The organism is Saprospiraceae bacterium (genome assembly GCA_016712145.1).
Classification (GTDB): domain Bacteria; phylum Bacteroidota; class Bacteroidia; order Chitinophagales; family Saprospiraceae; genus Vicinibacter.
In genome coordinates this window covers 2,425,515-2,451,610 of record JADJRO010000001.1, presented here as the reverse complement: position 1 = coordinate 2,451,610, position 26,096 = coordinate 2,425,515, and the positions used below count along the sequence as shown (strand labels likewise).

Below are 26,096 nucleotides of genomic sequence, written 5' to 3'. Positions count from 1 at the left end.
AAAAGCCATCGGCAACAAACCGATGGCTTTTGTTTTTTAGCTGATTATTGAAAAACACTTTAAACCAGACGTAATATTTTATTTTTGTCTTGAAATGATTAAAAAACCAAAGTTTATTGCTTTTGAAGGAATCGATGGTTGTGGCAAAAGTACCCAGGCGAAACGATTGGCAGATCGATTGATTCAGCAGGGAGATACAGTACACTTAACGGCTGAGCCAAGTACACGCCCTATTGGAAAAATGATCCGTGATATTTTTGCACACAAGCTTGATGCAGACGATCGAACGATTGCAGCATTATTTGTAGCTGATCGTTTGGACCATGTTATAAATCATGAGGAAGGAATACTGGCTAATCTGGAAAAAGGAATTACTGTCATCTGCGACCGGTATTATTTATCATCCTATGCCTATCAAGGAAGTTTGGTTCCATTGGATTGGGTAATGAATGCCAATGCGCTTTGTGTAGAATTAGCGAAACCTACCATACATATCTATATTGATATTCCTGTTGAATTAAGTTTTGAACGATTGCAAAATTCCAGAGCTTTCTTAGAACGTTATGAAACGATGGAAAACCTTAAGCGGGTACGGGATATGTATTTTGAAGTTATTACACTTTTAAAGGAACAAGAGCATCTTGTTATTTTGGATGGTACCCAATCGATTGATGCTATTGCTGAGGATGTTTGGGAGGAGGTGAGGAGATTGTAGGAAATCTTGCAATGCTGCAATGTTGCAATGTTGCAATGGTACAATGTTGCAATGCTGCAATGTTGCAATGGTACAATGTTGCAATACTGCAATTCTAGAATGTTGCAATGCAAAGATTAAATTATTTAAATGGTAAATATAAATTTGCGGTGGTTCACTCCAAATAAAAAGTGTTCGATTCATTGAACATAATTAATTTCAAATCCAAATTTGATATTCAATTAAACTGCATTCAAACCTCGGCGGGGACGCCTTCGGTAACTGTTTTTTATAAACAAATACCAATGTTATAGAAAGGAGTCTTTAGAAAGGAAGTCTATAGAGAAATGCTGCAATCTTGCGATGTTTCAATCTCTTTAATCCAAAAATCCTGTAAATCCTGATTCAGACAAAAGGAGGGAAGTTTATTGCGAAGAAGTCATTAGAAAAAAAGTCTATAGAAAGGAAGGCTATTGAGAAATGCTGCAATCTTTCAATGTTGCAATGCTGCAATGTTACAATGTTGCAATGTTACAATGTTACAATGTTTCAATCTTGCAAAGTTATAATGCTGCAATCTTGCAATGCTGCAAGTCAACCATGGTAATAATTTTTGAACTATTTAGAAATCAGCTATAAGGATTCTAATTTTCCAAAGCAGCAATGTCCTCATAAATTGCATAATGACCTGCGATCATATTTTTAAGGGCTTTACGGGCAAAGAAAATACGACTTTTTACGGTACCAAGCGGTAATTTGAGTTCATCAGCAATTTCCTGATATTTATAACCGTGATAATAGCGAAGGAATGGGATTTTCAAACTATCGTCCAGACTTTCTACCATACCATTTAACTCCTTCATCATAATATCAGAGTCAGCTCTGTTTAAAACAGAGTTATTGATTGAGTTGAGATAGTATTGATTATCGCTATGATCATTAATAACACCCCCTTTCACTTTCCGGCGATAATTATTAATGAAGATATTCTTCATAATGGTAATTAACCAGGCTTTAAAATTGGTACCGGGTTGAAATTTATCTTTATTTGACAATGCCCGGAATGCGGTTTCCTGACAAAGATCTTTGGCATCTTCTGAATCTTTGGTTAGACTATAAGCAAAATTCTGAAGGGTTTGGGTCTGCTTATCCAACAAATTATAAAACTCTACAGTCGACATATCTACTATTTTCTCTACAAATTTATTATTTTGTTTAATAAAAATGAAATTTTACTTAAACAAAACTTGTTAAAATTTTGATAAATTGTATAAAAATTGCATAATTAATTGAAAATCAATTATTTTAAAAATTCTTACATTTTATCATCCGTTCAATAAAAAATGAAACAAGCGATTTATTGCTGGGCTTTTCCCATTAGATAAGCCGCAATCGCCAGAAATACGAAATTGGGTAACCAGATTGCAAATATGGGAGGAAGCAGGTCATTATTGGCAAAAGTGAGGGACATTTTCGACAAAAAGATGTAAACGACCCCTAGAATGATGCCTGCAGCCAGATGTAATCCCATTCCGCCTCTAACTTTCCGGGTTGCAATACATGCCCCAATAAAAGTTAAAATCAGAGTAGTAATCGGATCAGCGGTACGGCGTTGGCGTTCCACTTCGTATAATTTGCTGATTCCGGAACCTTTTAGCTTTTCTCTTTTAATAAAACGTCCCAATTCGGAAGTTGTCATCATGTCTTTTTGATTGGATATAAAAACAAAGTCTTCCGGATGTAAATTGAGTGCGGTATCTATAGAAACGCCCGTTTTTACCTCAATATTTTCTGTACTATCCCCAAAATTCCGGATGGTAATGTCTTTTAAAGTCCAAATATTGGGTTCACTTTTCCACTTGATGGTTTTTGCTTCAAGGGTTTGTATAATTTTTTCTTTTTCAAATTTCTCCATTTGAAAATCAATTCCACTGCTATCAGCTCCTTGATAATATCGCAAATAAGCGCCTACATGTGGACCAATAAAAAAATGAATGTTTCGGTCTCTGGATTTAATATTTCCAGGTCGTATGTACTTGTTATCAAAATCACGCAATACTTTATTTGATTTTGGAACGTAATAATGATTTCCTATCAAATGTATGGTTGTAAAAATTGCACCGGCCAATAAAAATGGTTTTAGCAAACGCTTAAAAGAAACTCCGGAACTAAACAAAGGAATAATTTCTGTTTGTCCGGCCATTCTTGAGGTAAAAAAAATAACTGTAATTAGTGCATACAAAGGAAATAAAAGTGAATTAATCCAGGGAAGGAAATTGAAATAATATTGTGAACTCACTTCCCAAAAACTTAAACCTCTTGAAATAAATTTATCGATGCGTTCACTTACATCAAAAACAACTGATAATAATGAAAACATCAACATGATAAATAAAAAAGTCCTTACATATTTTCCAATAATGTAACGGTCTACAATTTTAAGTCGCAACAAATCCCACATCAGCATCTAGAACTAATTACAGGAAGAATTTGATCTTTCCAATGTTTAAAATTATTTTTTAAAATTTGATTTCTGGATTCTTCCATCAACCACAAATAAAATCGCAAATTTTGCAAGCTTGCCAATTGAGCTCCCAATATTTCGTTTGACATAATTAAATGTCTAAGATACGATTTACTGTGTTGTTGGCTGGTTTCAAGATCCAGCTTTGCATCAATAGGACTGAAATCATCTTTCCATTTTAAATTTCGGATATGAATAATGCCATTACTAGTGTAGATGATTCCATGACGGGCGTTGCGTGTAGGCAAAACGCAATCAAAAAAGTCGATACCCCGTTCGATAGAATTCAATAAATTTTGAGGCGTTCCAACTCCCATCAAATAGCGGGCACTTTGCACCGGCATGTGTTGACAACAAATCGCTACCAGTCGATTCAATTCTTCTTCTGGTTCGCCAACACTCAATCCGCCAATTGCGTAAATCGGATTGTTGTATTGCCTAATTGCCTGGATTGATTCAATGCGAAGGTCTTCATAAACGGAACCTTGTGATATGGGTACATAACATTGATCGTGTCCGTATAAAGAATTTGTTTTTTCAAAATGATTAATGCCTGCTTCCAGCCAACGATGTGTAATATTCATCGAACGTCGCGCATAATCCCGTTCGGAGGGATAAGGAGGACATTCATCTAATGCCATCATAATGTCTGAACCTAAACTGCGTTGGATATCAACCACACTGGCAGGTGTAAATAAATGCTTGGAACCATCGATGTGTGAAGAAAATAGCACTCCTTCTTCTTTTATTTTTCGATTGGCGCTTAATGAAAAGACCTGATACCCTCCGCTGTCTGTAAGCAAGGGTTTATCCCAATTCATAAATCCATGCAAACCTCCTGCTTTTTCAATAATTTCAGTTCCAGGACGCAAATAAAGATGGTAGGTATTTCCAAGTATAATTTGTGCTTTTACTGCATGCTTTAATTCAGTTTGGTGAACCGCTTTTACAGTAGCCGATGTTCCAACCGGCATAAAGATTGGTGTTTCGATTATACCATGATCTGTATAGAAGCTTCCAGCGCGAGCCTGGCAATTTGTATCTGTAGCAATCAGCTCAAAGCGAGATTTCATTTAAGCTTTTCTTTGCATTTTTAATAAAACACCGATCATCAGCGAAAACCCAATAAGGGCCGATCCTCCTTTACTTATGAAAGGCAATGGAATCCCGATGATGGGCACCAGACCCATGGTCATTCCTATATTAATGAGCACGTGAATAAACAATAGACCCGCTACACACAAAGCATAATTTGAAAAAAACTTTTTTTCGCTTCGCTGACTCATCAGAATGATTCGAAAAATTAAAATAAAAAAAAGGATGATGACCGTTAACGAACCTAAAAACCCTTGTTCTTCTCCGATGGATGAAAAAATAAAGTCTGTAGATTGTTCCGGAACAAATTTTAGTTTGGTCATATTTCCATTTAAGTAGCCTTTGCCAAAAAATCCACCGGCACCAATTGCTACTTTGGATTGCAAGATGTTGTAAAGGGATCCTCTGGGGTCACATTGAGATGGGGTCAGCCAAACTTTGATCCGCTCTTGTTGGTGTGGTTCCAATCCATTGAAAAAATTTATAGAAGTATAACTAAACAAGGCAAGTATGCCAAAGCCAAATGCTACGATCAAACTCAGACGTTCTTCTTTTGATTTCCATAAGTAAATTAGAGAAACAAATAGTAAGGCTCCGGCAATTAATAAAACCTGATAAAGTGGAATTATAAAGTTAAGTCCAATTAAACCGGAAATAAAAAGTAGAAATACGATCCACTGAAATTTAAAGGGTTTAAAATAATACCAACATAACAAAAGCGATAAAAGCAATAAGCCCAATAATATAAACGGAATGGGAAATAAAAAGGAAAAAATAAATACTGCAAAAAACAATACTATAATTAAATAATAAAATTCATTGAGTCCTTCAATAAAAAGCAAGACAAAAAATGAAAGAAATGTCAAAGCAGAGCCGGCATCTGGTTGGAGTAGAATAAAAAATACCGGTGCGAAAATAATTCCAAAGGAAATTAATTGGTAATTGACTTGTTTAAGATTTGTTTTGAAATAACTGAGATACGAACTTAAAGCCAGTGCGGTTCCAAATTTAGCAATTTCAGCAGGTTGAAGTGAAAGTCCAGCTACATTTAACCAGGCTTTGGCGCCTTTAACCTCTACACCAAATATTAGTACAATAAGTAATAGAAAAAGTCCAAATCCATAAATGATATAAGCAAAGGTGTGCCAAAATTTTTCATCAATCCATTGACTTATAAAAAAAAGTATTAAAGCGATGCCAATGTATAATGATTGTTTGGTAATTGGCACAGACAAATCAAATAAATCCCGATTAATATTTTGAGAATAGGTAACGGAATAAATTGAAAGCCAACCAATAATTATTAAGCTGAAATAAATTCCCAGTGTAATCCAATCATAATTTGCAGCCCGTGGTTTTCGAATCATGGGTATTAGAATTCATCATAAGCAATTTTATCAACTGATAAAAAAGCACTGGGAAATTTCTTTTTTATTCCTTCAAGTGTTGCTGCAGCTTCAGCACGGGATAGAAAGGCCCCTGCCTTTAAATAATAGTAGGGTTCTTTATATTCCCATTTACTTTTCAAGCTAAATTGTTGTTGAAAACTGGATTTAGTATTTTCCATCAACCGGCGGTCGGTTGTTGTAATAATCGTTATTCTCCAACCCGTAATGTGGGTGATGGCACGGTTGGCTTTCATATATTGATCCATGATTAAACTGACCTTAGGATCTTCATGAATGGTGATGCTTTCCTGTGCATGCAAGGCAATGCTAAACAATAAAAAAAAGCAAGCAATTAGCATTGTATGTTTCATTCAGCGCCGTGACAATTTTTAAATTTTTTACCGCTACCGCATGGACAAGGATCGTTTCTTCCAATTTTTGGTCCGGTATTCCGAACCTGTTGGATGGCTGGTTGTTCAGCACGACCTGCAGATTCTGCTGCCCTCCGCATGGTTTCTTCAGAGCGGTTTGTTTTGGTTTTACTATAATCTGTTCGTTGCGAACGAGCTTCCCGCACTTCCTGGTTTACATTAATCTGTAATTTTCCTTTTGAAAGATAGGAAGTAATATCCTGATTCATTTTATAAACCAGGGTTTCAAATAATTTATAAGCTTCAATTTTATAAATGACCAAAGGATCTTTTTGTTCGAAGCTTGCAGCCTGAACCGATTCTTTTAATTCATCCATATTTCGAAGGTGTTCTTTCCATTCGTAATCGAGCCTCACAAGGGCTACGGAACGTTCGATATCCCGCATGATATTGGAACCATTTGTTTTAATAGCCGTTTCAATATCAGCTGCGATTGGAAGCGGTTCGGAGTGACCGTCAGAAAATGGAATTGCAATCCGTTGATATTTTTGACCCTCGTTTTGATGGATGTTTTTTATAAAAGGCATCAGGACTTCTTTAATGCCTTCTTCCTTTCGGTTATAAAAACTATAAAACTGTTTTGCAAGTTCGTTGACAACATCCTGATCTTTGGATTCACGGAAGAAGGCAGGGCCCATTTCTGGTTCGATTCCAAGCGTACTGATGCATTCAAATTCAAAACCTTCGTAATCTCCGGTTGATTTAAAACGACTTACTGTATTTTCAATCGTTGAATGAAACATATAACTTAAATCAACCGAAAGACGATCGCCATACAATGCATGATCCCGTTTTTTATAAATGGCCTCCCGTTGAATATTCATTACATCGTCATACTCTAATAAGCGTTTACGAATGCCAAAATTATTTTCCTCAACTTTTTTCTGTGCGCGTTCGATAGATTTAGTAACCATGGAATGTTGCATAACCTCTCCTTCTTTATGGCCGAGTTTATCCATGATGCCAGTAATCCGATCGGAATTAAATAATCGCATCAGATTGTCTTCAAAAGAAACAAAAAACTGACTGGAGCCAGGGTCCCCTTGACGACCGGCGCGACCTCGCAGCTGGCGATCCACCCGACGGGATTCGTGACGTTCAGTACCTATGATAGCAAGTCCACCAGCCTGTTTAACCTCCTCTGTAATTTTAATATCCGTTCCCCGACCCGCCATATTGGTTGCGATGGTAACTTTTCCTGGTTTACCTGCTTCGGCAATGATTTCGGCTTCACGCTGATGTTGTTTTGCATTTAATACATTGTGTGCAATGCCACGCAATTGCAACATACGGCTTAGTTTTTCTGAAATATCAACAGAAGTCGTACCTACTAAAACGGGTCTTCCTTGATTGGTGCAAACCGCAATTTCATCAATAACCGCATTGTATTTTTCGCGGGCAGTTTTATAAACTAAATCTTCGCGATCATCACGAATGATTACTTTATTGGTTGGAATAACAACCACATCCAATTTATAAATTTGCCAGAATTCACCCGCTTCTGTTTCGGCTGTACCGGTCATACCAGCCAGCTTATGATACATTCTAAAATAATTTTGCAGGGTGATGGTTGCATAGGTTTGTGTTAACTCACCTACTTTAACCTGTTCTTTTGCTTCGATAGCCTGATGCAATCCATCTGAATACCGGCGGCCTTCCAACAAACGACCTGTCCCTTCATCTACAATTTTTACATGGCCATCAATTACAACGTAATCCTCATCGATTTCAAAAATTGCATATGCTTTTAAAAGTTGACTTACACAATGCAATCGTTTTGATTTTGTAGAATAATCTTCTAGTGCTTTTTCTTTTTGACTAATGATTTCATCTTTATTTAAAGAAGGATTCGTTTCTATTTCATGAATGACCGAAGAGAGATCAGGTATAATATAAAAAGTTGGATCAGACTCCCCTTTAGAAAGAAAATCAATGCCCAAAGAAGTTAATTCTACCTGACGATTTTTTTCATCAATTGTAAATAACAAAGGAGCATCAGCAATCCGCATGTTTTTAGATTGCTCCTGCATATAATAATTCTCTGATTTTTGAAGGACGTTTCGGATGCCGTCTTCACTCAGGTATTTTATTAAGGGCCTTGATTTTGGAAGTGCACGATAAGATCGCAACAGCGACATCCCACCTTCACCTTCCGCATAGCCCGTTTTTCCTTCAGAAATTAATTTGCGGGCTTCAGTTAGATAATGATTGGCTAAGCGTTTTTGTTCGTTGATCAGTCGTTCGACTTTTGGTTTAAGTACATTGTATTCTTCACTTTCTTCATCAACGTCAACGGGACCAGAAATTATCAATGGAGTTCGTGCATCATCAATCAACACACTGTCTACCTCATCCACCATGGCATAATGATGTTTGATCTGTACTTTTTCATCAACAGATCGAACCATATTATCACGCAGGTAGTCAAAACCAAATTCATTATTCGTGCCGTAGGTGATATCGCAATTATAGGCTTTGATACGCTGCGGAGAATGCGGTTTGTATTTATCAATACAATCAACCGTAAGCAATAAAAATTCAAAAATCGGAGCTATCCATTCAGAGTCCCTTCGTGCCAAATAGTCATTGACGGTAACGATATGAACCCCTTCACCGGGTAAGGCGTTGAGGTAGGCTGGCAGGGTTGCCACCAGGGTTTTTCCTTCCCCTGTACCCATCTCTGCAATTTTACCATCATGCAAGACCATTCCACCAATGAGTTGAACGTCGTAATGGATCATGTTCCAGGTAATATCCCCTCCCGCAGCGGTCCATTTATTTGCATATACCGCCTGATCGCCGTTCAGGGTAATGTATGATTTATGGATGGACAAATCGCGATCGTGATCCGTAGCTTTAAGGATTAAGCTTTCATTATAAAAGAAGCGGCGGGCAGTTTCTTTGACCACGGCAAATGCTTCCGGAAGCAACTTATTGAGAATTTCTTCTATCTGCTGGTTTCGTTCTTTCAGCTTTTTGTCAATTTCATTATAAATATCCTCCTTGGTAAACACATCCGGTTCTTGTTCGGCTTGTTCTTTTAAATTACTGATTTCCAGATCAATAGCACTTAAATAGTCTCCAATCCGGGCTCGAAATTCAAGTGTTTTATTCCTAAGCTCGTCATTGCTGAGTTGCTGGTAAGCGGTGGCAAAATGGTTAATTTCCTCAATACGAGGGCTATAGGCTCTAACATCTTTATCCTGTTTGCTGCCAAAAATCTTTTTAGTACTCCGAACATAAATGAGGGTCAAAATTACATATTTCAGTGCCAACTCAGCCTGAATTCCGTGATGCGGGAACACAAATCATACCATCAAAGAATTAATGACAGAATGGCAGGGGAAATTGTATGAGTTTAGATATTTCGTGTAAAGCTACTGGTAAAATAGGGAGAGAAATACTATGTTTGGCCCTTTGAGATCTTTTATTGAAAAAAACCGTTTCTATTAAATGTTCCGAAGAATCCGATATGAACTTATTAAAGTGTTGCGCTCTCATGGTACCAGTCATGAGATCGCATTTGGCGCAGCCATTGGAGCGTTTATAAGCATTTTCCCTACGTTTGGTACCGGTACCTTATTGGTATTGTTGGCATATCGGTTTTTTAATTTCAATTTAGTATCAGCCATCAGTGGCAGTTTGATTTCAAATGTGTTTACCGGACCCTTTTTTATGGCATTGAGTTATAAAATCGGAGCCTTGTTGATCAATAGCAGTTTTGAATTTAATTTTAAAACCTGGTATAAACAATTGGATCAAGTAGGATTAAGTTTATTGATTGGATCCACCTTATTAAGTACAGCATGCAGTGTGGGAATTTACTTTTTAGTTAAAAAAATTGTAAGTAATTATAAAAACCGCTTTCCAAAAAAAGTCATTACTTAGTAATTTTATGAAATTTGAAAAACGAAACGCACAAAAATATCTCCGAAGTTTTGCAAAAGCAGATCGTTTAACATTTTTACAAAGCGGCGAAACTTTTTTTAAAGAGTTTATTAAACAAATTGAACATGCACAAAGTACCATATCGATTCAGACCTACAAACTGGATGATGAGATTACAGGGCAAAAAATTGCAGATGCATTAATTCGGGCCGTAAAGCGCGGAGTAGATGTAGATTTGGTAGTTGATGGATTTGGGTCAATTGAATTAAGCAGTGATTTTGAAAAGTATCTGATTGAAAACGGAATTCAATTTCGTTTTTTCTCAAAAATTTCCTTGTTCAAAAATTTAAGGATTGGTAGAAGGCTTCACCATAAAATTGCAGTATTTGATCAACAAGCAGCCTTGGTAGGAGGCATTAATCTGGCTACCAAGTATGAAGGAACTGAATTTCATAAACCCTGGTTGGATTTTGGTGTATTGATCGAAGGAAGTATCTGCAAGCAATTTGAAAAAATATGTTTTCTAATTGAAGAGAAAGCATTTGTTGGCATGCCTAAGCGATTGGCAGGAATCCCCACAAATTTATCTGCAATTCATATCAATATCCGGCAAAATGACTGGTTACGTAAGCGAAGTCAAATTTTGCGATCCTATTTAATGGCTGTACAGAATTCAGAGAAATCTATTATTTTATTTGCAAGTTATTTTTTACCGGGATTTAGGTTAAGAAAAGCTTTAGAGAATGCCTCCAGGCGAGGCGTGAAGATTAAAGTTGTTTTATCCGGGATCTCTGATATTCCTTTTTTTCACCATGCGAGCAAGTATTTATACAAATGGTTACAAAAAAATAATATAAGAGTTTACGAATGGACGCCCACCGTATTGCATGCCAAATTGGCCGTAATTGATGGTGAATGGATGACGATTGGTTCATTTAATTTAAACCATTTGAGTGCCTATGCAAGCATTGAATTGAATGTTGATATTTTATCCAAGCCATTTGTGCATGAAGTTACCCAACGATTGCAAAAATTGATTGACAGTGGATGTCACGAAATTGTCAACGATCCAAATACCCGATGGTTTGTTAAAACGAAGCAAGCAACTGCGTATTATTTAGGACGTGTGTTAATGAACTGGATTACATTCTTTCCAAATATCAGGAATTATTATTCGAAGATGGTTGATTGAAGTCAATTACGAATGTTCAATTACGAATTACGAAATTAATTACTGAAAATCAATATATCAGGAATTATTATTCGAAGATGGTTGATTGAAGTTAATTACGAGTGTTCAATTACGAATTACGATAGCAATTGCGAGTTTTCAATGATGAAATTCAGAATATTAGCACAAGAAGTATAGCGGGAAGGATATAGTTTATTGGATCTCATTTTAGATGAATGGAGCGTTTTTTTTGAAAATTGAAATTTGTGTGTTTGTGTAAATTATTTTAGGAAATTGGGTTGTTGTGGAAATAGTTTTATAGATTTGATAACCAATCTTAAATTCCGGTCACTAAAAGTAGAATTTGATTTACATACAAGCAATAAGGAGCTTAGAAAATAGAGCATGAATTTTAATTTGTTTCCCAAACCTAGGGTTTAAACCCTAGGTTTGGGAAACAAATTAAAACAGAGATTATTCAGACAGAGTTTACCTACAAACCGATTCTATTTTAATTAAAAATTAAATGCAATGGCTGCAAATGGAACTGTATTGGCTTATTTCAGGAAGCTGTATTATACATTTACCAAAAACTGGTTTTACATTGTATTGGCATTTCTTACCCCAATGTTGTTATACTATGTATCTCAAGGGACAGAGATCATTGCCATTTTATTTGACGGGGGTAATTTTTGGAATGTCTTCTTAATACTGATTAGTTTTCAGTTATTATTTTATGCAATTTGGGTAATACCACCCTATTCGCTTTCAATAACCAGACGACTAACAAACCGAAAGAGTCCAGACGATCTTTTTACCAAAGACGGAATCTATATTTTGTTTTCTGCTCTGGCTAGAGCATACAATACAGCAATGGATGGGAAGGCTGTATTTCCGGTTCGGCATTTTGCCGGCTTGCCTCTATTGATTTTTACCTTGATGCTGATGGAATCCTATTTAGATACCAATACAGGAGTAATTGGTTTAATTGGATTTCTAATTTTAGGATTGTATTTATCAAAGTGGACCCAAGATCCAATTGAAAACTTAATTACATCCAAAATTAAAAAATGGCCGGTAGAACATGCGGGTTATTTATTTCATTTCGTATTTATAGTATGCATTGCTGGAACGTGGTTGATCGGTTTATTCTGGTGTTCATTTATTTTAATTATACTATTATATCTGATTAATAATGCATTCTATTCTTATATTGAACGTAACAGTGATTTAGAAGTAATCAGAGCAAACTATAATGCAAATAAAGTAAAGTACTTGATTTTTAGCGGTTTGCTTTTAGGATTTTTATTGTTTTTTTCCTGGTTAACTTTTTCTGATCACATGCATCATTTTTCTTCAGTAATTGTAATGAATGTTTCGTTTACTGTATTTATAGCAACCATAGATTTGTGGATAAAAACACCCAATGATGCATTTAAAATGCTTGAAACAGATAAAGAATTGCGTGATCAGGTCATCGTAGAAACGAAAATACATAATGAGCAAAAATTTGTTTCTAAATTAAGTTCAGCGTATGAATTTTTCCAGGCTGCGAAATTTGTAGCCATTTTTGGCATGTCATTTTATATATTTTTTGATGCGTTTAATAAGCACCGGGTGCGGGTAGAGTCAGTAGATAAACAATCGCATTACAGTTCGTATCAACGCGATAGTTTAAAAAACTATTTTAAGCGATGGGCAAAAGGAATTGATTCTACCAAGCCCATCATTTTAATTGCAGGTCAGGGAGGTGGTTCCCGTGCCGGAGCCTGGATGGTGATGAATTTAGATACCCTTGAGAAGCAGGATTCATCGTTTGTTCGAAATGTATTTGCCATATCCACTGTTTCGGGAAGCAGTTCGGGTGCCAATATGATGCTCAATAAATGGAGTTTGGAACAGGATGGTATTCAAGTTGAAACCAATAGTAATTTAGAATTGGCAGAAAGACTTTATACTTATAATTATTTAACTGCTGCCACCTGGGGTATGCTTTGGAGTGATGCCTTGCGAAATTTGACAACGTCAAAAGACAAGCCAGCCCGTGACCGCAATCTGTATCGGCAATATGATGAAGGTCGAGCATTTAGTTTGTGTTATCCAAAGGACCGACAAGATACAGCCAGTAATTTTTTCCAGTTGGATCTCATGACGAATTGGGATACCCTGAAAACCCATAAAAGATTGCCATTACTATTTTTGAATACAGCAACAACCCAAGCCGGCAAGCGAGCGATTTCAGCGCCGGTAATTATTGAACAAAAAATATTTGGTACTGCCATAGACTTATACCATAAAGTCAAACATCAAAAAACGGGAGCGGATACTTTATATAATTTTCCGTTGGTAACTGCAGTTAATTTAAGTCAGGCGTTTCCATTTGTCTGTGCCTACAATTATGTAGAAGGAGTGGGCAACATGATTGACGGAGGCTTGTATGAAAATTCCGGTTGTAATACGCTGTTTGAAATTTACAGATACCTGACTGAAAATTTTCCAAATCTTCAATATAAACTGTTATTGATTCAAAACAGTGACAACGATAATGACAAAACAGCATCCAACAGTTCGGTATTGTGGAATACCTTAACTTCAGCTGCAGCTTCTCCCTTTTCAGGACACAGCCATTACTGGGAGCAAAAATTAATTTTATCTAAACGCGATACCGATCTGATAGAAAAAATTTACCCAAAAATCGGAAGCCAATGGACGGATACGCCATTGGGAATTTTGTTGAGTAAAAAATCGGTTGATACGTTGTGGGAGTATGTGGGGAGGAGGGAGTAGGAATTAAGAATTAAAAGTTAAGAATTAAGAATTGGGAGGAATCAATTACGAATTACGGATTACGAATTACGGATAGTTGTGAGTTGGAAAATGGGGATGGAAGAATTAAGAGTTAAAAATTATGGGAACGGAGTGGACATCCCGCGTACTCGCGGGAAGAATTAAGAATTGGAGGGAAGAGGAAATATGTTTAAGTTTGGAGGGATGATATGCAAGGAATCGTAGAATGATAATAGATATTAGAATGGGTTGGGGAATGCAATTTATCGAGGGATATAACAAAAGTTATATGTTAGGAATTAATAGTGAATGTAAATTTGTGAATTGTAAATAATTTAATTTATGAAAAAATTGATTTTCCTTCTTTTAGTAGTGATAGTGTATCAAACTTCTTTTGGACAATCAATTTATTATGAGACACTTTTTTATTTAAATAATAAAAATGATTTAGTAAAAAAACAAGAATGTATTAGCGAAATTAGTAGTTATAGTTCGCCTACGGTTAAATCAATTAATCAAAGCAATATTTATGAAGGAATAACTAAATTTGTTATTGAACAATTTAAAACAGATTTAGTAAATATATATTTAGAGCGTTTTGAAAATCGAATAAATAAAATTGGAGAACTAAAAATTATTTTTCAAGAGACTTTTTCAGTATTAGATAACTTTAATCAAATTGAAACATCAGATCTTGGCAATCAGCTACGGTCTGCTTTTTATAAAGACCTTTATTTATTGCCATCTAAGATTTCCGAAATTTTAGATAACCCAAGTAACTTGAATAGCACAAATCTAATATTAAATAAAGCAAATATTGACGCTTTTAAATCGAGTAATAAAAATGAATATCAGTATTTAAAATTTCCCTTGATTTATTTGATAAATTGCTAAATAATTATCATCCACAAAACATTATTGAATATTTGGCATTAAAAAAGGGAGGTTTAGGTAAACCTGGTAAAATATTAAAAGTATTGAATTATGTACAAGGTGCATTTCGTGACAGCTCAAAAATTGTAAATGGACAATTGGATAATGTTTGGATAAATTTTGAACAATTAAATAAAATTAATACAAAAGAAGGAAGAACTAAATTTGCTGAATTATTATGTAAGTTGGATTCGGAGTTGTTTAAGGATTTAGTCAATTTGGATGATCAAAGTTCTGTTAATTCCTTTTTCACTAAATGTGTTTCAATTTTAGAAATATGTCAGTCTTTGCAAGAGCTAGGAAGACAAACAAATCAAGAGCAAAAAAATTATATTGCATATATAAATCTAATATGTAAATTAGTTAGATATTCGGAATTATTTTATCCTAATATTGATTTAAAATTTGATAGCATTTTACAACATGTTGGTGGTTTGTATTCATCAATTGGTGAAGGTAAATTTGATTTGGTATTTTCAAATGCGTGTGACATAATTCAAATTATTTTCCCAACAGTATATAAAAATGAAAATTGGGTAAGGTTACAGGGTATATTGAGTAAGTATATTTCTTTCTCGGTTGCAATGGTAAATGCAAAGAGTAGCGATGAAGTTAAAGATGTCATTAAAAACCATGTAAAAGTTGCTGCAAATCGGACACTAAAGAGGAACTCATCTTATGGAATGACTTTGAATTTTAACCCAGGATTAATATACGGTGTAGAGAATTATTCTGAAGGACCAAATAAGCAGCTTCATAGTAATTATGGTTTGACTTTACCTATTAGTTTGGAATTTTACTTTAATTGGATGGGAAAAAAACTAAGTGACAAAAATTTTACAAAAAATTATATTTGGGCTAAAAGTAATGCTAGAAAGCCATGTACTTATTATACTAGTATTTGTTTAAGTTTTTTGGATCTTGGTGCTTTTTTAAATTATGGACTTGGAAAAAGTCCTTGGGATAATTTAGTGATAAAAGAGGATATTAGTTTTTTAAGTGTCTTTTCTCCAGGACTTGCAATTAATCAATCTTTAGGTAAAGTTCCATTTGCTGTTGGCTTAGCCTATAGATATACACCTAAACTTCGAAAACTAACTGAAGAAGTTTATCCAAGGGCTAATCAACTTTCGGTGGGAGTGTACTGGGATATCCCTGTAATTTCAATTTTTAATAAAAGTTATGTTAGAAAGAAGTTGATTGTACCATAAAGTGATATACCAAAATAAATGAAATTTATTTTTTGCACGAAATCAATATTATGTATATTGTATAGGTAATGTAAAAATATTTTTAGGTTGTCTTGAAATATATATTGGAAGTTATAATAGTGTTATTTATTTTACTAATATTAGATTGAATTATTTAAAAAAAAAAAATGAAAAAAATTATTGCATTATTAATCCTAATTATTTTAATTCTTCTATTTTATTGTATTAAGCAAAGAAATCAAATAGTAAAATTAAATGAATCAAGTGAGCAAGCCGAAATGTTAGCCAGCCCCAAAAAGCTTGAATTTGGCCAGGATAAGAATTTTTCTGATGTGTCATATGAAAATGCTAAAAAGCTTGTAAAAGAATATGTACGTACAAATGGAAAATCAAATTGGTATGTATATTTTAAAAAAGATGATTTACCTGGTATAGCAGAGCTAATAAATAATTCAAAGGAATATGGTATTAAAGTGTATTTTGGAAGATATTATGATGATGATAAATTAAAGGAGTATATCAAAGTTTTATTTGATAATGATCCTGATAAGGTGAAAGATTTTTTAGACAATTATACAATGAACACGACAGCAATTTTTGCCCAAGTTAAGGATGAAAATGGAACTATTGACCGAACAACTCTAAAAAACTTAGGCGGTTTATGTCCTCCAAGGTGTAAGCCTACTACAGACATTACTATGGATGACTTAGTTCATAAATAAATCTGTGACATGATTGGTTTTTTATTTATAATTTTATTCTAATTGTTTGTTTTATGAAAAATTTGAGTGCAATATTATTGGTTGTTATTTGTTTGTTGATATTTTATATTTTTTATTTGCATCGACAGTTTGGTAAATTAGCAATTGATAACAAAGCATTGTTAACTACAAAGGCAGCTTTTGACTTTAACAAAAGCTTTGATGGGAAAACTGGTATTTATAAAATACCAGGAACTACAGCTAAATTGATGGTGAAAAAATATATAAATGGTGATGAATTCTTACCAAGGTCTGTTTACTTTTATGGAAATAATTTTAATGAATTTAAAGAGTTTTTAGCAGATCCTAAAGTTCAAGGTGTCAAAATATATTTAGGTCGATATTATAAAGGAGAAGCAACATATGATCGAGAAGTTTATAACTACTGTAAACTATTATTTGATAATAATACAAATGAGGCAGATCGTTTATTGTCAATGGCTAGTAGTAATGTAACTACTATATTAGCAGTTACTGATTCGGAAGGAAATGTAAATACAAATAAGCTGATTAATCTGGGAGGGTTATGTCCGCCTAAATGTATACCTTCTAGCTATGGCAATGAAGCTGAAAATAGAAAAGATCCATTGTATTATGATTTTTAATTATATTTTGTGCTAATATTAGCAGTCTATAAAACAATTCTATTTATTACATTTATAACAGGATTGTTACTAAAAAACAGAGTAAGCTTTGAAATTCCTTACTTTTTGATGTTTCTAGGTATAACAAATTTGTTGGATGTATTTAGTGGGAGTATTTTAACGTATTTGCAACTTTATAATACATGGATTTATAATTTGCTTATTTTAATTCAAGTTCCATATTTTATTTGGTTGTTTGTAGATTACTTAATTTCTATTGGATACTCTGATCGATTGAAAAAATTAGTTTGGATTGTGACATGGATATCAATATTCAATTTCATGTTCTTTCAAGGCCCAAATCATGTGAATAATTTTAGCTATTTATTAGGTATGTCTGTTTTAACGGTGTTGATAATTAAGTATTATTATAATCTATTAGCAAATGATTCCTCAAAGTCATTGTTCGGACTTCCATTATTTTGGCTTTCAATTGGTATTTTAATATTTTTTACTGCAAGTTTTCCAATTTTGGCTTATTTAAATATAATTATTGATTCAAATTCATTATTAACTGATCCATTGTATGATTTGGTTGGGATTGGGAATATTTTTCTTAGTTTAAGTTATCTAATGGTAGTGCTATGTCCCTTGATGATCCCAAAGTCATAAAACTCATTATTCTGACGGCATTTTTAATGCCCGTATTGTTGTCGGGATTATTAATTTGGTTTTTGGTTTTTTACCAGAAGAAGAAATTGGCTCAACAACTTGAAAAAAAGGATAGTCTATTACGTGAACAACAACTCATTATCGAAAAACAAGAATCCATCCAGCATGAGCGCAACCGAATTGCAGCGGAGATGCATGATGATTTGGGATCTGGATTGACGACGATACGATATTTAAGTGATCGCGCCTTACAAAAAGCTGGTTCTGAAGAAGAGCGAACTCAAATTGGCCGGATTGCATCGCAAAGCAATGCATTGATCCGGAATATGTCTGAAATTATTTGGGCACTCAATGTTCGTTATGATACCTTGGATAGTTTATTGGCTTATTTAAGACGGTATGCAGCTGAATTTTTGGATGAACATCAAATAGTGCTTTCCTGGAATCAGAGTGATTTGTTAGAAAATTATCAACTTAGTGGTGAAGTTCGAAGGAACATTCACCTTACAGTAAAGGAAGCCCTAAATAATATTGTAAAACATTCTGGAGCAAATTCAGTGGAGATACATTATTCAACCGAAGGAGATACTGCTGTATTAAAGATTTATGATAATGGTAGGGGATTTATCCCGGATTTAATATCATCTGATGGAAATGGACTTTTCAATATGGAAAACAGGATGAAATCAATACACGGATGTATATTAATATTCCACAAGCAACCTGGAACTGAAATCGTACTTCAATTTCCGATTAAATAGAAACTAGCTATAACAAAAGTTATATTTTCTTGCATTTGGATCTATAGGATCTTTGTAAGAAATTAATTTATGAAACTTATAACAATTTATCTTGATGAGCATACTACTATCGAAATTGAGTTGTATCTTTTATTAGTAGAGCGTATACGTATTAACAATAAACTCGTCAGTTCAAAATTTTCTATTCTAGGGCGTGTTCACCATTTTCATCATGAAGGTCATGATTATAAAGTTGTATTGACCGCTGGTGCATTTGGTTGGTGGTTGGATCTTTACAAAGATGGTTCAGCAATCATAGAATCTGCAAAACATGGATGTTTGATCTTATTGAGTATTTTTATTGCGGTTTTATTCCTGTTAGATTTATTGTATAAATACATGAATTAGATTATTTTTGTTGAGAATGTATCATCCTTGTTTAAAATTCTATGAAAATAGCTATTCTTGAAGACTTGAAAGATGTTGCCCTGATGTTGCAGGAGCTCTTTAAGGATCAAGGCGATATGAGTTGTACTCAAGTTTATCATACTGCGGAAGACGCGATGCAGTTTTTAAAACATCATCCCGCAGATATTTTAATTGTTGATATTGGACTGCCCCGAGCTTCTGGTATTGATGCTATTAATTATCTGATTAAATATTGTCCGGCCATGCAGTATTGTATGTTTACGGTATATGAAGATGATGAAAAAATATTTAATTCATTGCAAGCCGGTGCTAAAGGATACATACTAAAAGGGTCTGAACCTAAAAAAATTATTGAAGCAGTCCGCGAATTGCATGAAGGCGGATCACCCATGAGTCCTAGTATTGCTCGTCGAATTCTGGATGTTTTTCAAAAAATGAATTTAAATCCTACTCCTTCTAAATTACCGCTTACATCCCGTGAATTGGAATTGCTAGATTTACTTGCAAAAGGACTCCTTTATAAAGAAATTGCTGATCAATTGGGTATTACTACGGGAACTGTCAAACAACACATTCATAAAATATACGATAAGCTTCAGGTTACCAATCGGACAGAAGCCATTAATTTATACCGTTTCGGTAAATAATCATTTCTGTAATCTATCTTTTTATTTTCTGATATCTATAACAAAGGTTATATTTTATTAGGTTTTGGCATGCGATACTTTTGTTTCATTATTTTTTATTATTAATTTTTAAATCATTAAAAAAATGAAAACAATTTTATCGGTAATTATTTGGTTTGGATTTTTTTATTCCAAACTCTTTTCGCAAGTTGATTGTGAATCTAGTTGTCCAGTTCCTTTTGTAAATTGGGATGCTGTGCAATGCGAACATTATGAAAATTTTAATCCGGGAGATCCTCTTCTCACAACAGATTGGAAGGTTTTTCCAAGCGGATCCAATCCACCGTATTATCCAATACCAGCTAATGTGCAACTTGGACATGTAGGCCAAGGCTGGACTTTCTTTGCTGATTTTACGTGTGCAAGTAGTTCAAAGCCGGTTGATAATTTGTATTATTTTAGAATTCCACCAAAGGACTATCGCTTTAGTTGTTCGGTATATTTAACCAATGGCAATTCAGGTTATTTTTCATTGTTAAATTCAAGTTTAGGGCGTGTAATAGATTTTTATTTTACAGGCACTAAAACAGTATCAATATACAATGCAAGTAAAACGTATTTGGGAAGTTTCAGCTATCCGGAAGGAGAGTGGTTCAGATTAAATTTATTCTATCACGCTGGCGATGGTCGCGTTGAAATCTTTCGCAATGATTACAAAGTTTTTGAAGTCAAGAATGTGGCAACTTCTTCTGCTGGTTTTCCATCTGTAGCAAACTTCTTTACACATAAATTAGGAGAAGCTTTTTTTCTCGGAGGAGTCTGTTTGGTAACAAGAAATTCAATTTTAGTAAATTGTACGCAAAATATTGAACCGGTTTGTTTGAATGGAACCAATGAGACTGCTGCAGACAATTCTTGTTATGCAGGAGAAAGAGGCTATTTAAATAGTGAATTGCATGCTTGTTCGATTGCCAACGATCCTTGCGATGATTGTGATGAATGCTTTACTTACAGGTTTGATTGTGGAGATCCAAGAACAATTTATTTGACGAGCAGTTATTGCAGAGAGATTATTCCTCAATTTCAATCAGGCGATAGTCATCTAGCAGATGAATTGGAATGGGAATTTAAAAACAGTTCAAATGCAATTATCCAACCAGAATTTTTGGGTGCAACCTCATACAATTCTGTTAATCCTGTTTGTAAATTACCTGCGCCGGGAAGTTATACAATTTGTTTCAGAGTTTACAAATACAATGCTAATGGCCGCTATAAATTTTATGAATGTTGTTACGTTGTGAAAGTGGCTGGCCCATGCACCAAACCACCAAGTTTATATATTACCGCGAGCAATCCTAATGCTAATTCTGAAGTTAATTTTAGCACAACAGGTTCAGATGCGGAAACGTTTTCCTGGCGAACCGATGATCCCCAAGCCTATTTAAGCAATGTTTCGACTACAGGAAGCACATTCCGTTGTGGAATTCCCAGTGGGAAGGAATGTATTACAGTTTGTTTGACAGTTGGAAATGGTTGTGGTATGCTTTCCAAGTGTTTAAAAGTGTGCAGACCTAGCAGCAATTGTGGAAACAAGCCAACACCTCATCCACCAATAACCTATACAGTAAGTCAATCCGGTGAATTGAGTTTTCAAAACGTCCCATCAATGGATAGTTACAATTGGACGCTACCAGCGGGTTGCACTTTTACCGGCGGAACAAATGCCAATTCAAGAGTGCCTATTTGCAAATTGCCGGATTTAAATTGCAGTTATATTATTTGTTTGCAGATGCGCATTGGAAACTGTTATACGTATTGCTATTGTTTTACAGTAAAACCACAAATTAGCGGACCTGTAAGTTTAGACCCGGAAGAAATGAGCTGTGGGAATAGTGGCCAAGAAATATTAGTACCAGTGCGAGTTAAGAATTTTATTACTATGACCTCTCTGGATGTCACTGCTTTATTAAATCCGACAACGGTTGCTGACTTTACAGGTGCAGTTGCTGGACCAAATATCAATCCGAATGCATTTGTTTATCAGATAATTTCTACATCTAAAATCAAAGTAGCCTGGGCTGGAATTTCAAGTAGTGCCACTTCGCTAGCGGATAATGATATTTTCTGCTATTTAAAAGTTAAATTGAAAGGTGCTGCCAATACAACTGCAATAATTTCATTTGAGGCAAGCAGCGCCATTGTAAAGCAAAATAGAAATACGGTCATACCTGATTTTAAAACTGGAAGCGTATGTGTGAATGGTTCATTTACTATTTGTGGAAAAATCCTTACCGAAGAAAACAAACCAGTTAAAGAAGTAAGTGTTGAATTAATTGGACAGAATACCCAAACGGTAAAGACAGATGCAACAGGAAATTATTGCTTTTCGAATGTTCCGGCCGGAACTTTTACAATTAAACCAAAGAAATTAACTTTTCCTGGCAATGGAGTGGAAATTGCTGACATTGCAGATATTCAAGGTCATATATTAGGAAGTTTTATTTTGGACTCTCCGTTTAAAATAATAGCTGCAGATGTAGATAATAATAAATCCATTAATTCAGTGGACATTGCCCGAATTATTTCGGTTTATTTTAATAAAAATCAAGCCTTTGCGGCTGTTGAAAGTTGGCGATTTATTCCAAAATCATTTAATTTTCCAAATGCCAATAATCCCTTTCAATCAACGTTTCCGGAAATACGAACTATTCAAATAAGCAAGAACGAAACCAACCTAGATTTTACAGGTATCAAAATGGGAGATGTTGATTTGGACAGAGATCCCCAGAAATTTGGAGAACCAGTTGAGATTTCAACAATGAATACCAGAACAAAAGTTCAGCAACCAATTCTTGATTTAAAAATAAATAACACCCAAGTCATGCCAGGAAGAAAAATTAAGGTACCTGTGTATGCAAAAGGATTCAAAAATGTTAGCTCATTTGGCTTTTCATTAGGTTGGAATGCCAATAAACTGAAATATGCATCATTGACCGATTTTAATCCGGCATTGAATATGAGTACTTCTAATTTCAATACATCAAATATTGACAAAGGAAGAATAGGTGTTTCCTGGTATGTTTTAAATTTAAATGGAACCAGTCTGAATGATACGGACACCTTATTCTCAATTGAATTTAATGCAGTTGGTCAAGATGGAGATTCAACATTATTAAGTTTTATTGACAATCCAATAGCAACAAATTTTTCAAATCAAACTGAAAATTTTAAATTAAACATTTCAAATGGTGTTGTAAAAATTCGTACCGTTTTAATTGGTGTAAATTCAAAACAACTTCCGGAACATATTTCCTTGTATCCAAATCCATCAAGCAACGTGATTCATTTAGACATGGAAGGCAAGAATTTAAATAAAGCATCTGTAGTAATTGTTTCAAGTGATGGTAAATTGTATTCTGTATCACTTGAGACTTATAAGGAACATGGAGTAATGGACATTAGCCATTTACCCAATGGATTATATAATTTAAGAATTGTTTATCAAAACAAAAATTACAGAATCCCTTTTAACAAATTTTGATGATTTGGAATTGATAAATGGGAGTGAGCAGCAATGCTCGCTTCCATTTTATTGATACAATCATTTTTAAGTATTCATTCATCATTGTTATCACTATTAAAATTAATATTATGAAAAATACATTTTATTTATTTTGTACATTATTCTTGCTTTTTGGATCCAATCGTTGCTATTCAAATTATATTGCAATGAATCAGACTAGAACTATTATTGATACCGGAAAGGTTTCATTATCGCTTGGTGCAAATTTAGATTTGTCTGATGGGATTACATTAAATACTTTTTATGGTAGAATTAGTTTTCTTTGTCATAATGTCTGCAAATCTGAAAAGGGGAGATTGAGGAGAAATATACTCTCAAAAATGGGAATTTATGCTGGACTGTATCAGTCTAAATATATATCAACTGAAGGCATTCCTTCTGGTTTAAATTATTATTATAATCAAATTGGCCGTATAGATCAATCCAATTATCTGGTTGAAAGAAGCTATTCTAGTTTAAATTCGAATAGCTCATTTAATAATTATGGTTTGGTATTGACCTTGCCGTTTAATATAACAAATCAGGGTTTATTTGGAGACGGTATTAAACACAATGTCTATTTTACACCGTTTGATTTTGAAGCCGTAATGACAAAAGAAACTATTGCATATACATTTGAAGATATTCACAAGGATACTATTTCAGTAACAGGACCTGTATTGGATAGTTTGCATGTGCCGTTTACAGTCAATAGGAGTTTTGTTAATTATTATTGGGGATTTACTAATTTCCAATATAATTATGAAGGTAATAAATATATTTTTTTTATAAAGGCGACCCCTTTGGGTATAAGTTGGATGGGTGGAGCATCCAGACCATGTTTTAATTACAGTTTCTATTTTGGAATTTCAGAAAACAAATTCGGGATACGAATTGGAGGAGAATTTAAAGGTAATTATGGTAGTCCAGACCCATATTTTAATTTATTTATTACAAAGTCCTTTGATTTTTCAAAATTTGGCGATTTAATGAAACCATAAAGGCATGGTTATATAATATTGTTTTTATTTTTATCTGATAGATAGTAAAGTTATCGTTTGATTAATTAAATTTTACTTATCTATCAGATTAAAGTTTAAGAAGAATTCCAAATTGAAATTAGAAACTTTAGTTTATTTGGATTTGATTAGAAATTTGAAATGTATAAATTACAGGTTGATGGTTTTTATCAAAGATCATTTCAAATAGTTTTCGATTGCAGTAATTTTATTGCGAGCAATCAGAGAATTATTTTTAATCTGTTCAAATTTTAATTTTGCATCTGAAATATTATTATTCATCAGTTCCAACATACATAAGTAGTATAATGCTTCTGTTTTGAATGCTTCTTTGTTTGAGTTAGAAAGTTTTTCTAATGCTATTTTAGCTTCGTTGTAATTCTTTTTTTGCAGTTGAATGTGTGCAAGGTATTTTAATGCCAGTTCATTGGTGGTATCGGATAAGCGAATGTTTGAAAAATAGTGTTGACTTTGGTCTAAATTTCCTAAATCAAACTGGTAAATGGCTGAATCCATATTATTTTTAAGTACTGTTTCAGAACGATAAGCTGTACTGGCTGGTTTTTCATAAAGACTGGCGAAAATTTGATCGGGATTGGATTTGGAATAAGTTGATTTTGGATATAGGTAATAAATGCATACAAAACCCAAAATCAAACCAGCTGCAATTCGAAGCATCCAATTGAATTTTACTTTTTTAGTTTTTAATGCGTTTAAATGTTGCCGGGTTTCAAGTTCTATGAATGATTTTGATATATTTTTTGCGAACTTAAACTCATTTACAGTTTCCTGTAAGGCTTGATCTGCTTTAAGAGCTTCTTCAAAGTCGTGAAGTTCCTTTGGGGAAAGGGTCCCATCCAGATAAGCTTCGATTTGTTCGTAGTAGGGACTCATGATGACAATGCCTTTTTAATTTCTGGTCGTAGTTGGATGATGGTAGTCAGTTCTTTAAGACAGACACTTTTCTTTTTACGCACCATGCCTTCTGATTTATAATTAAGCTTTTGAGCAATTTCATCCATTGCGTAACCATTTGCCCAATACATTAGGACTTCTTTGCAATTTTTACCAATGTGGCTCAGTACATTTAGCAATAAGGTTTTTTTCTCGTCACTTAAAATTTGGTCAATACTGATGATATCCTGATCTACAAAATCTTTATTTTCAATTGAATCCCATTGTTTCATTTTCATCCTCTTTTTAGATTCAGCATACCAAAGATGTTTTGCGATCCCCATTAAATAAGCTGATAATTCACCTTCTAATTTAAAGTCTGGTTTTGAAAAGACCGATTTAATAAACTGGACAATCATGTCATCAAATATAATAATTACATCGTCTTCATTGCCATAGTGATTTAAAACATAGGACTTAATTGACTTTTTTAGACTGGAGTCCTGATAAATAAGGCTTACTACAGCGGCACGATCTTTTTCGGTACCCCGGATTTTTTCAATAAGTTCCTGAATCAGCAAGCGAATTACTATTTGTTTGTGAGTCCAAAGTTAAAATAAGTTACCTCTTGTTTAAATTTTTTGTAATTTAATTTTGATTTAGATAATTTAGGTATATTTGCTTGAG

Annotated in this window: 22 protein-coding genes; 14 read left to right on the top strand and 8 right to left on the bottom strand. The window is 34.0% G+C overall.

Annotated elements, in window-relative coordinates:
- Window positions 1-94: 94 nt before the first annotated feature.
- A complete protein-coding gene (gene tmk, locus IPK91_10035; protein ID MBK8297596.1) occupies window positions 95-715 on the top strand; it encodes a dTMP kinase in 621 nt (206 codons plus the stop codon).
- Window positions 716-1,338: 623 nt separating this feature from the next.
- Here the strand turns inward: tmk and IPK91_10030 are convergent.
- The 6 genes from IPK91_10030 to secA form a co-directional block, all read right to left on the bottom strand.
- Window positions 1,339-1,875, bottom strand: a complete 537-nt coding sequence (locus tag IPK91_10030; GenBank protein ID MBK8297595.1) for an RNA polymerase sigma factor — start codon at window positions 1,873-1,875, stop codon at window positions 1,339-1,341.
- A gap of 176 nt (window positions 1,876-2,051) precedes the next feature.
- Window positions 2,052-3,161, bottom strand: a complete 1,110-nt coding sequence (locus IPK91_10025; GenBank protein ID MBK8297594.1) for an LptF/LptG family permease — start codon at window positions 3,159-3,161, stop codon at window positions 2,052-2,054.
- Window positions 3,155-4,291: a tRNA guanosine(34) transglycosylase Tgt gene (tgt, locus tag IPK91_10020; GenBank protein MBK8297593.1), complete on the bottom strand. Its 1,137-nt coding sequence runs from the start codon at window positions 4,289-4,291 to the stop codon at window positions 3,155-3,157. Before tgt ends, IPK91_10025 begins: the two co-directional genes overlap by 7 nt.
- Entirely contained in the window at window positions 4,292-5,680 is a 1,389-nt protein-coding gene (rodA, locus tag IPK91_10015) for a rod shape-determining protein RodA (GenBank protein ID MBK8297592.1), read from the bottom strand.
- Between the two features lie 5 nt (window positions 5,681-5,685).
- The gene (locus tag IPK91_10010; GenBank protein ID MBK8297591.1) at window positions 5,686-6,072 is read right to left on the bottom strand and encodes a hypothetical protein; all 387 of its coding nucleotides are present in this window, start codon (window positions 6,070-6,072) and stop codon (window positions 5,686-5,688) included.
- Window positions 6,069-9,353: a preprotein translocase subunit SecA gene (gene secA, locus IPK91_10005; GenBank protein MBK8297590.1), complete on the bottom strand. Its 3,285-nt coding sequence runs from the start codon at window positions 9,351-9,353 to the stop codon at window positions 6,069-6,071. The genes IPK91_10010 and secA overlap by 4 nt, the downstream gene beginning before the upstream one ends.
- A gap of 232 nt (window positions 9,354-9,585) precedes the next feature.
- Here secA and IPK91_10000 point away from each other — a divergent pair, with 232 nt between their 5' ends.
- From IPK91_10000 to IPK91_09940, 13 genes are all read left to right on the top strand, one after another.
- Window positions 9,586-10,020, top strand: coding sequence for a DUF2062 domain-containing protein (locus tag IPK91_10000; protein MBK8297589.1), 435 nt, complete (start codon window positions 9,586-9,588; stop codon window positions 10,018-10,020).
- Between the two features lie 7 nt (window positions 10,021-10,027).
- Window positions 10,028-11,212, top strand: coding sequence for a hypothetical protein (locus tag IPK91_09995; protein ID MBK8297588.1), 1,185 nt, complete (start codon window positions 10,028-10,030; stop codon window positions 11,210-11,212).
- A 510-nt stretch (window positions 11,213-11,722) separates the two neighbouring features.
- The gene (locus IPK91_09990) at window positions 11,723-13,978 is read left to right on the top strand and encodes a hypothetical protein (GenBank protein ID MBK8297587.1); all 2,256 of its coding nucleotides are present in this window, start codon (window positions 11,723-11,725) and stop codon (window positions 13,976-13,978) included.
- A gap of 342 nt (window positions 13,979-14,320) precedes the next feature.
- The gene (locus IPK91_09985; GenBank protein ID MBK8297586.1) at window positions 14,321-14,872 is read left to right on the top strand and encodes a hypothetical protein; all 552 of its coding nucleotides are present in this window, start codon (window positions 14,321-14,323) and stop codon (window positions 14,870-14,872) included.
- A gap of 32 nt (window positions 14,873-14,904) precedes the next feature.
- Window positions 14,905-16,122 (top strand): hypothetical protein, encoded by a 1,218-nt coding sequence (locus IPK91_09980; protein MBK8297585.1) that lies wholly within the window; start codon window positions 14,905-14,907, stop codon window positions 16,120-16,122.
- A gap of 167 nt (window positions 16,123-16,289) precedes the next feature.
- Entirely contained in the window at window positions 16,290-16,844 is a 555-nt protein-coding gene (locus IPK91_09975) for a hypothetical protein (protein MBK8297584.1), read from the top strand.
- A gap of 53 nt (window positions 16,845-16,897) precedes the next feature.
- The gene (locus tag IPK91_09970; protein ID MBK8297583.1) at window positions 16,898-17,488 is read left to right on the top strand and encodes a hypothetical protein; all 591 of its coding nucleotides are present in this window, start codon (window positions 16,898-16,900) and stop codon (window positions 17,486-17,488) included.
- Between the two features lie 9 nt (window positions 17,489-17,497).
- The gene (locus IPK91_09965; GenBank protein ID MBK8297582.1) at window positions 17,498-18,139 is read left to right on the top strand and encodes a hypothetical protein; all 642 of its coding nucleotides are present in this window, start codon (window positions 17,498-17,500) and stop codon (window positions 18,137-18,139) included.
- Window positions 18,112-18,900: an ATP-binding protein gene (locus IPK91_09960; protein ID MBK8297581.1), complete on the top strand. Its 789-nt coding sequence runs from the start codon at window positions 18,112-18,114 to the stop codon at window positions 18,898-18,900. The genes IPK91_09965 and IPK91_09960 overlap by 28 nt, the downstream gene beginning before the upstream one ends.
- Window positions 18,901-18,969: 69 nt before the next feature.
- Entirely contained in the window at window positions 18,970-19,287 is a 318-nt protein-coding gene (locus tag IPK91_09955; GenBank protein ID MBK8297580.1) for a hypothetical protein, read from the top strand.
- A gap of 41 nt (window positions 19,288-19,328) precedes the next feature.
- Complete coding sequence (locus IPK91_09950; GenBank protein MBK8297579.1) at window positions 19,329-19,955, top strand: response regulator transcription factor; 627 nt, start codon at window positions 19,329-19,331, stop codon at window positions 19,953-19,955.
- Window positions 19,956-20,079: 124 nt separating this feature from the next.
- Complete coding sequence (locus tag IPK91_09945) at window positions 20,080-23,475, top strand: T9SS type A sorting domain-containing protein (protein ID MBK8297578.1); 3,396 nt, start codon at window positions 20,080-20,082, stop codon at window positions 23,473-23,475.
- Between the two features lie 110 nt (window positions 23,476-23,585).
- The gene (locus IPK91_09940) at window positions 23,586-24,497 is read left to right on the top strand and encodes a hypothetical protein (protein MBK8297577.1); all 912 of its coding nucleotides are present in this window, start codon (window positions 23,586-23,588) and stop codon (window positions 24,495-24,497) included.
- Between the two features lie 195 nt (window positions 24,498-24,692).
- On the opposite strand, the gene IPK91_09935 is transcribed toward IPK91_09940, so the two are convergent.
- Both IPK91_09935 and IPK91_09930 read right to left on the bottom strand, forming a co-directional pair.
- The gene (locus tag IPK91_09935) at window positions 24,693-25,409 is read right to left on the bottom strand and encodes a hypothetical protein (GenBank protein ID MBK8297576.1); all 717 of its coding nucleotides are present in this window, start codon (window positions 25,407-25,409) and stop codon (window positions 24,693-24,695) included.
- Window positions 25,406-25,990, bottom strand: a complete 585-nt coding sequence (locus IPK91_09930; GenBank protein ID MBK8297575.1) for a sigma-70 family RNA polymerase sigma factor — start codon at window positions 25,988-25,990, stop codon at window positions 25,406-25,408. The genes IPK91_09935 and IPK91_09930 overlap by 4 nt, the downstream gene beginning before the upstream one ends.
- Window positions 25,991-26,096 lie beyond the last annotated feature (106 nt).

Excerpts from the sequence above, each read along its gene's own strand:
- IPK91_10000 (MBK8297589.1), top strand. The coding sequence starts at position 9,586 with ATGTTCCGAAGAATCCGATATGAACTTATTAAAGTGTTGCGCTCTCAT.
- IPK91_09935 (MBK8297576.1), bottom strand. The coding sequence starts at position 25,409 with ATGAGTCCCTACTACGAACAAATCGAAGCTTATCTGGATGGGACCCTT.
- IPK91_09945 (MBK8297578.1), top strand. The coding sequence starts at position 20,080 with ATGAAAACAATTTTATCGGTAATTATTTGGTTTGGATTTTTTTATTCC.
- IPK91_10030 (MBK8297595.1), bottom strand. The coding sequence starts at position 1,875 with ATGTCGACTGTAGAGTTTTATAATTTGTTGGATAAGCAGACCCAAACC.
- IPK91_09960 (MBK8297581.1), top strand. The coding sequence starts at position 18,112 with ATGTCCCTTGATGATCCCAAAGTCATAAAACTCATTATTCTGACGGCA.
- IPK91_10025 (MBK8297594.1), bottom strand. The coding sequence starts at position 3,161 with ATGCTGATGTGGGATTTGTTGCGACTTAAAATTGTAGACCGTTACATT.
- IPK91_09975 (MBK8297584.1), top strand. The coding sequence starts at position 16,290 with ATGAAAAAAATTATTGCATTATTAATCCTAATTATTTTAATTCTTCTA.
- IPK91_10010 (MBK8297591.1), bottom strand. The coding sequence starts at position 6,072 with ATGAAACATACAATGCTAATTGCTTGCTTTTTTTTATTGTTTAGCATT.
- IPK91_09990 (MBK8297587.1), top strand. The coding sequence starts at position 11,723 with ATGGCTGCAAATGGAACTGTATTGGCTTATTTCAGGAAGCTGTATTAT.
- IPK91_09985 (MBK8297586.1), top strand. The coding sequence starts at position 14,321 with ATGAAAAAATTGATTTTCCTTCTTTTAGTAGTGATAGTGTATCAAACT.
- IPK91_09970 (MBK8297583.1), top strand. The coding sequence starts at position 16,898 with ATGAAAAATTTGAGTGCAATATTATTGGTTGTTATTTGTTTGTTGATA.
- tmk (MBK8297596.1), top strand. The coding sequence starts at position 95 with ATGATTAAAAAACCAAAGTTTATTGCTTTTGAAGGAATCGATGGTTGT.
- rodA (MBK8297592.1), bottom strand. The coding sequence starts at position 5,680 with ATGATTCGAAAACCACGGGCTGCAAATTATGATTGGATTACACTGGGA.
- IPK91_09940 (MBK8297577.1), top strand. The coding sequence starts at position 23,586 with ATGAAAAATACATTTTATTTATTTTGTACATTATTCTTGCTTTTTGGA.
- tgt (MBK8297593.1), bottom strand. The coding sequence starts at position 4,291 with ATGAAATCTCGCTTTGAGCTGATTGCTACAGATACAAATTGCCAGGCT.
- IPK91_09950 (MBK8297579.1), top strand. The coding sequence starts at position 19,329 with ATGAAAATAGCTATTCTTGAAGACTTGAAAGATGTTGCCCTGATGTTG.
- IPK91_09995 (MBK8297588.1), top strand. The coding sequence starts at position 10,028 with ATGAAATTTGAAAAACGAAACGCACAAAAATATCTCCGAAGTTTTGCA.
- IPK91_09955 (MBK8297580.1), top strand. The coding sequence starts at position 18,970 with ATGAAACTTATAACAATTTATCTTGATGAGCATACTACTATCGAAATT.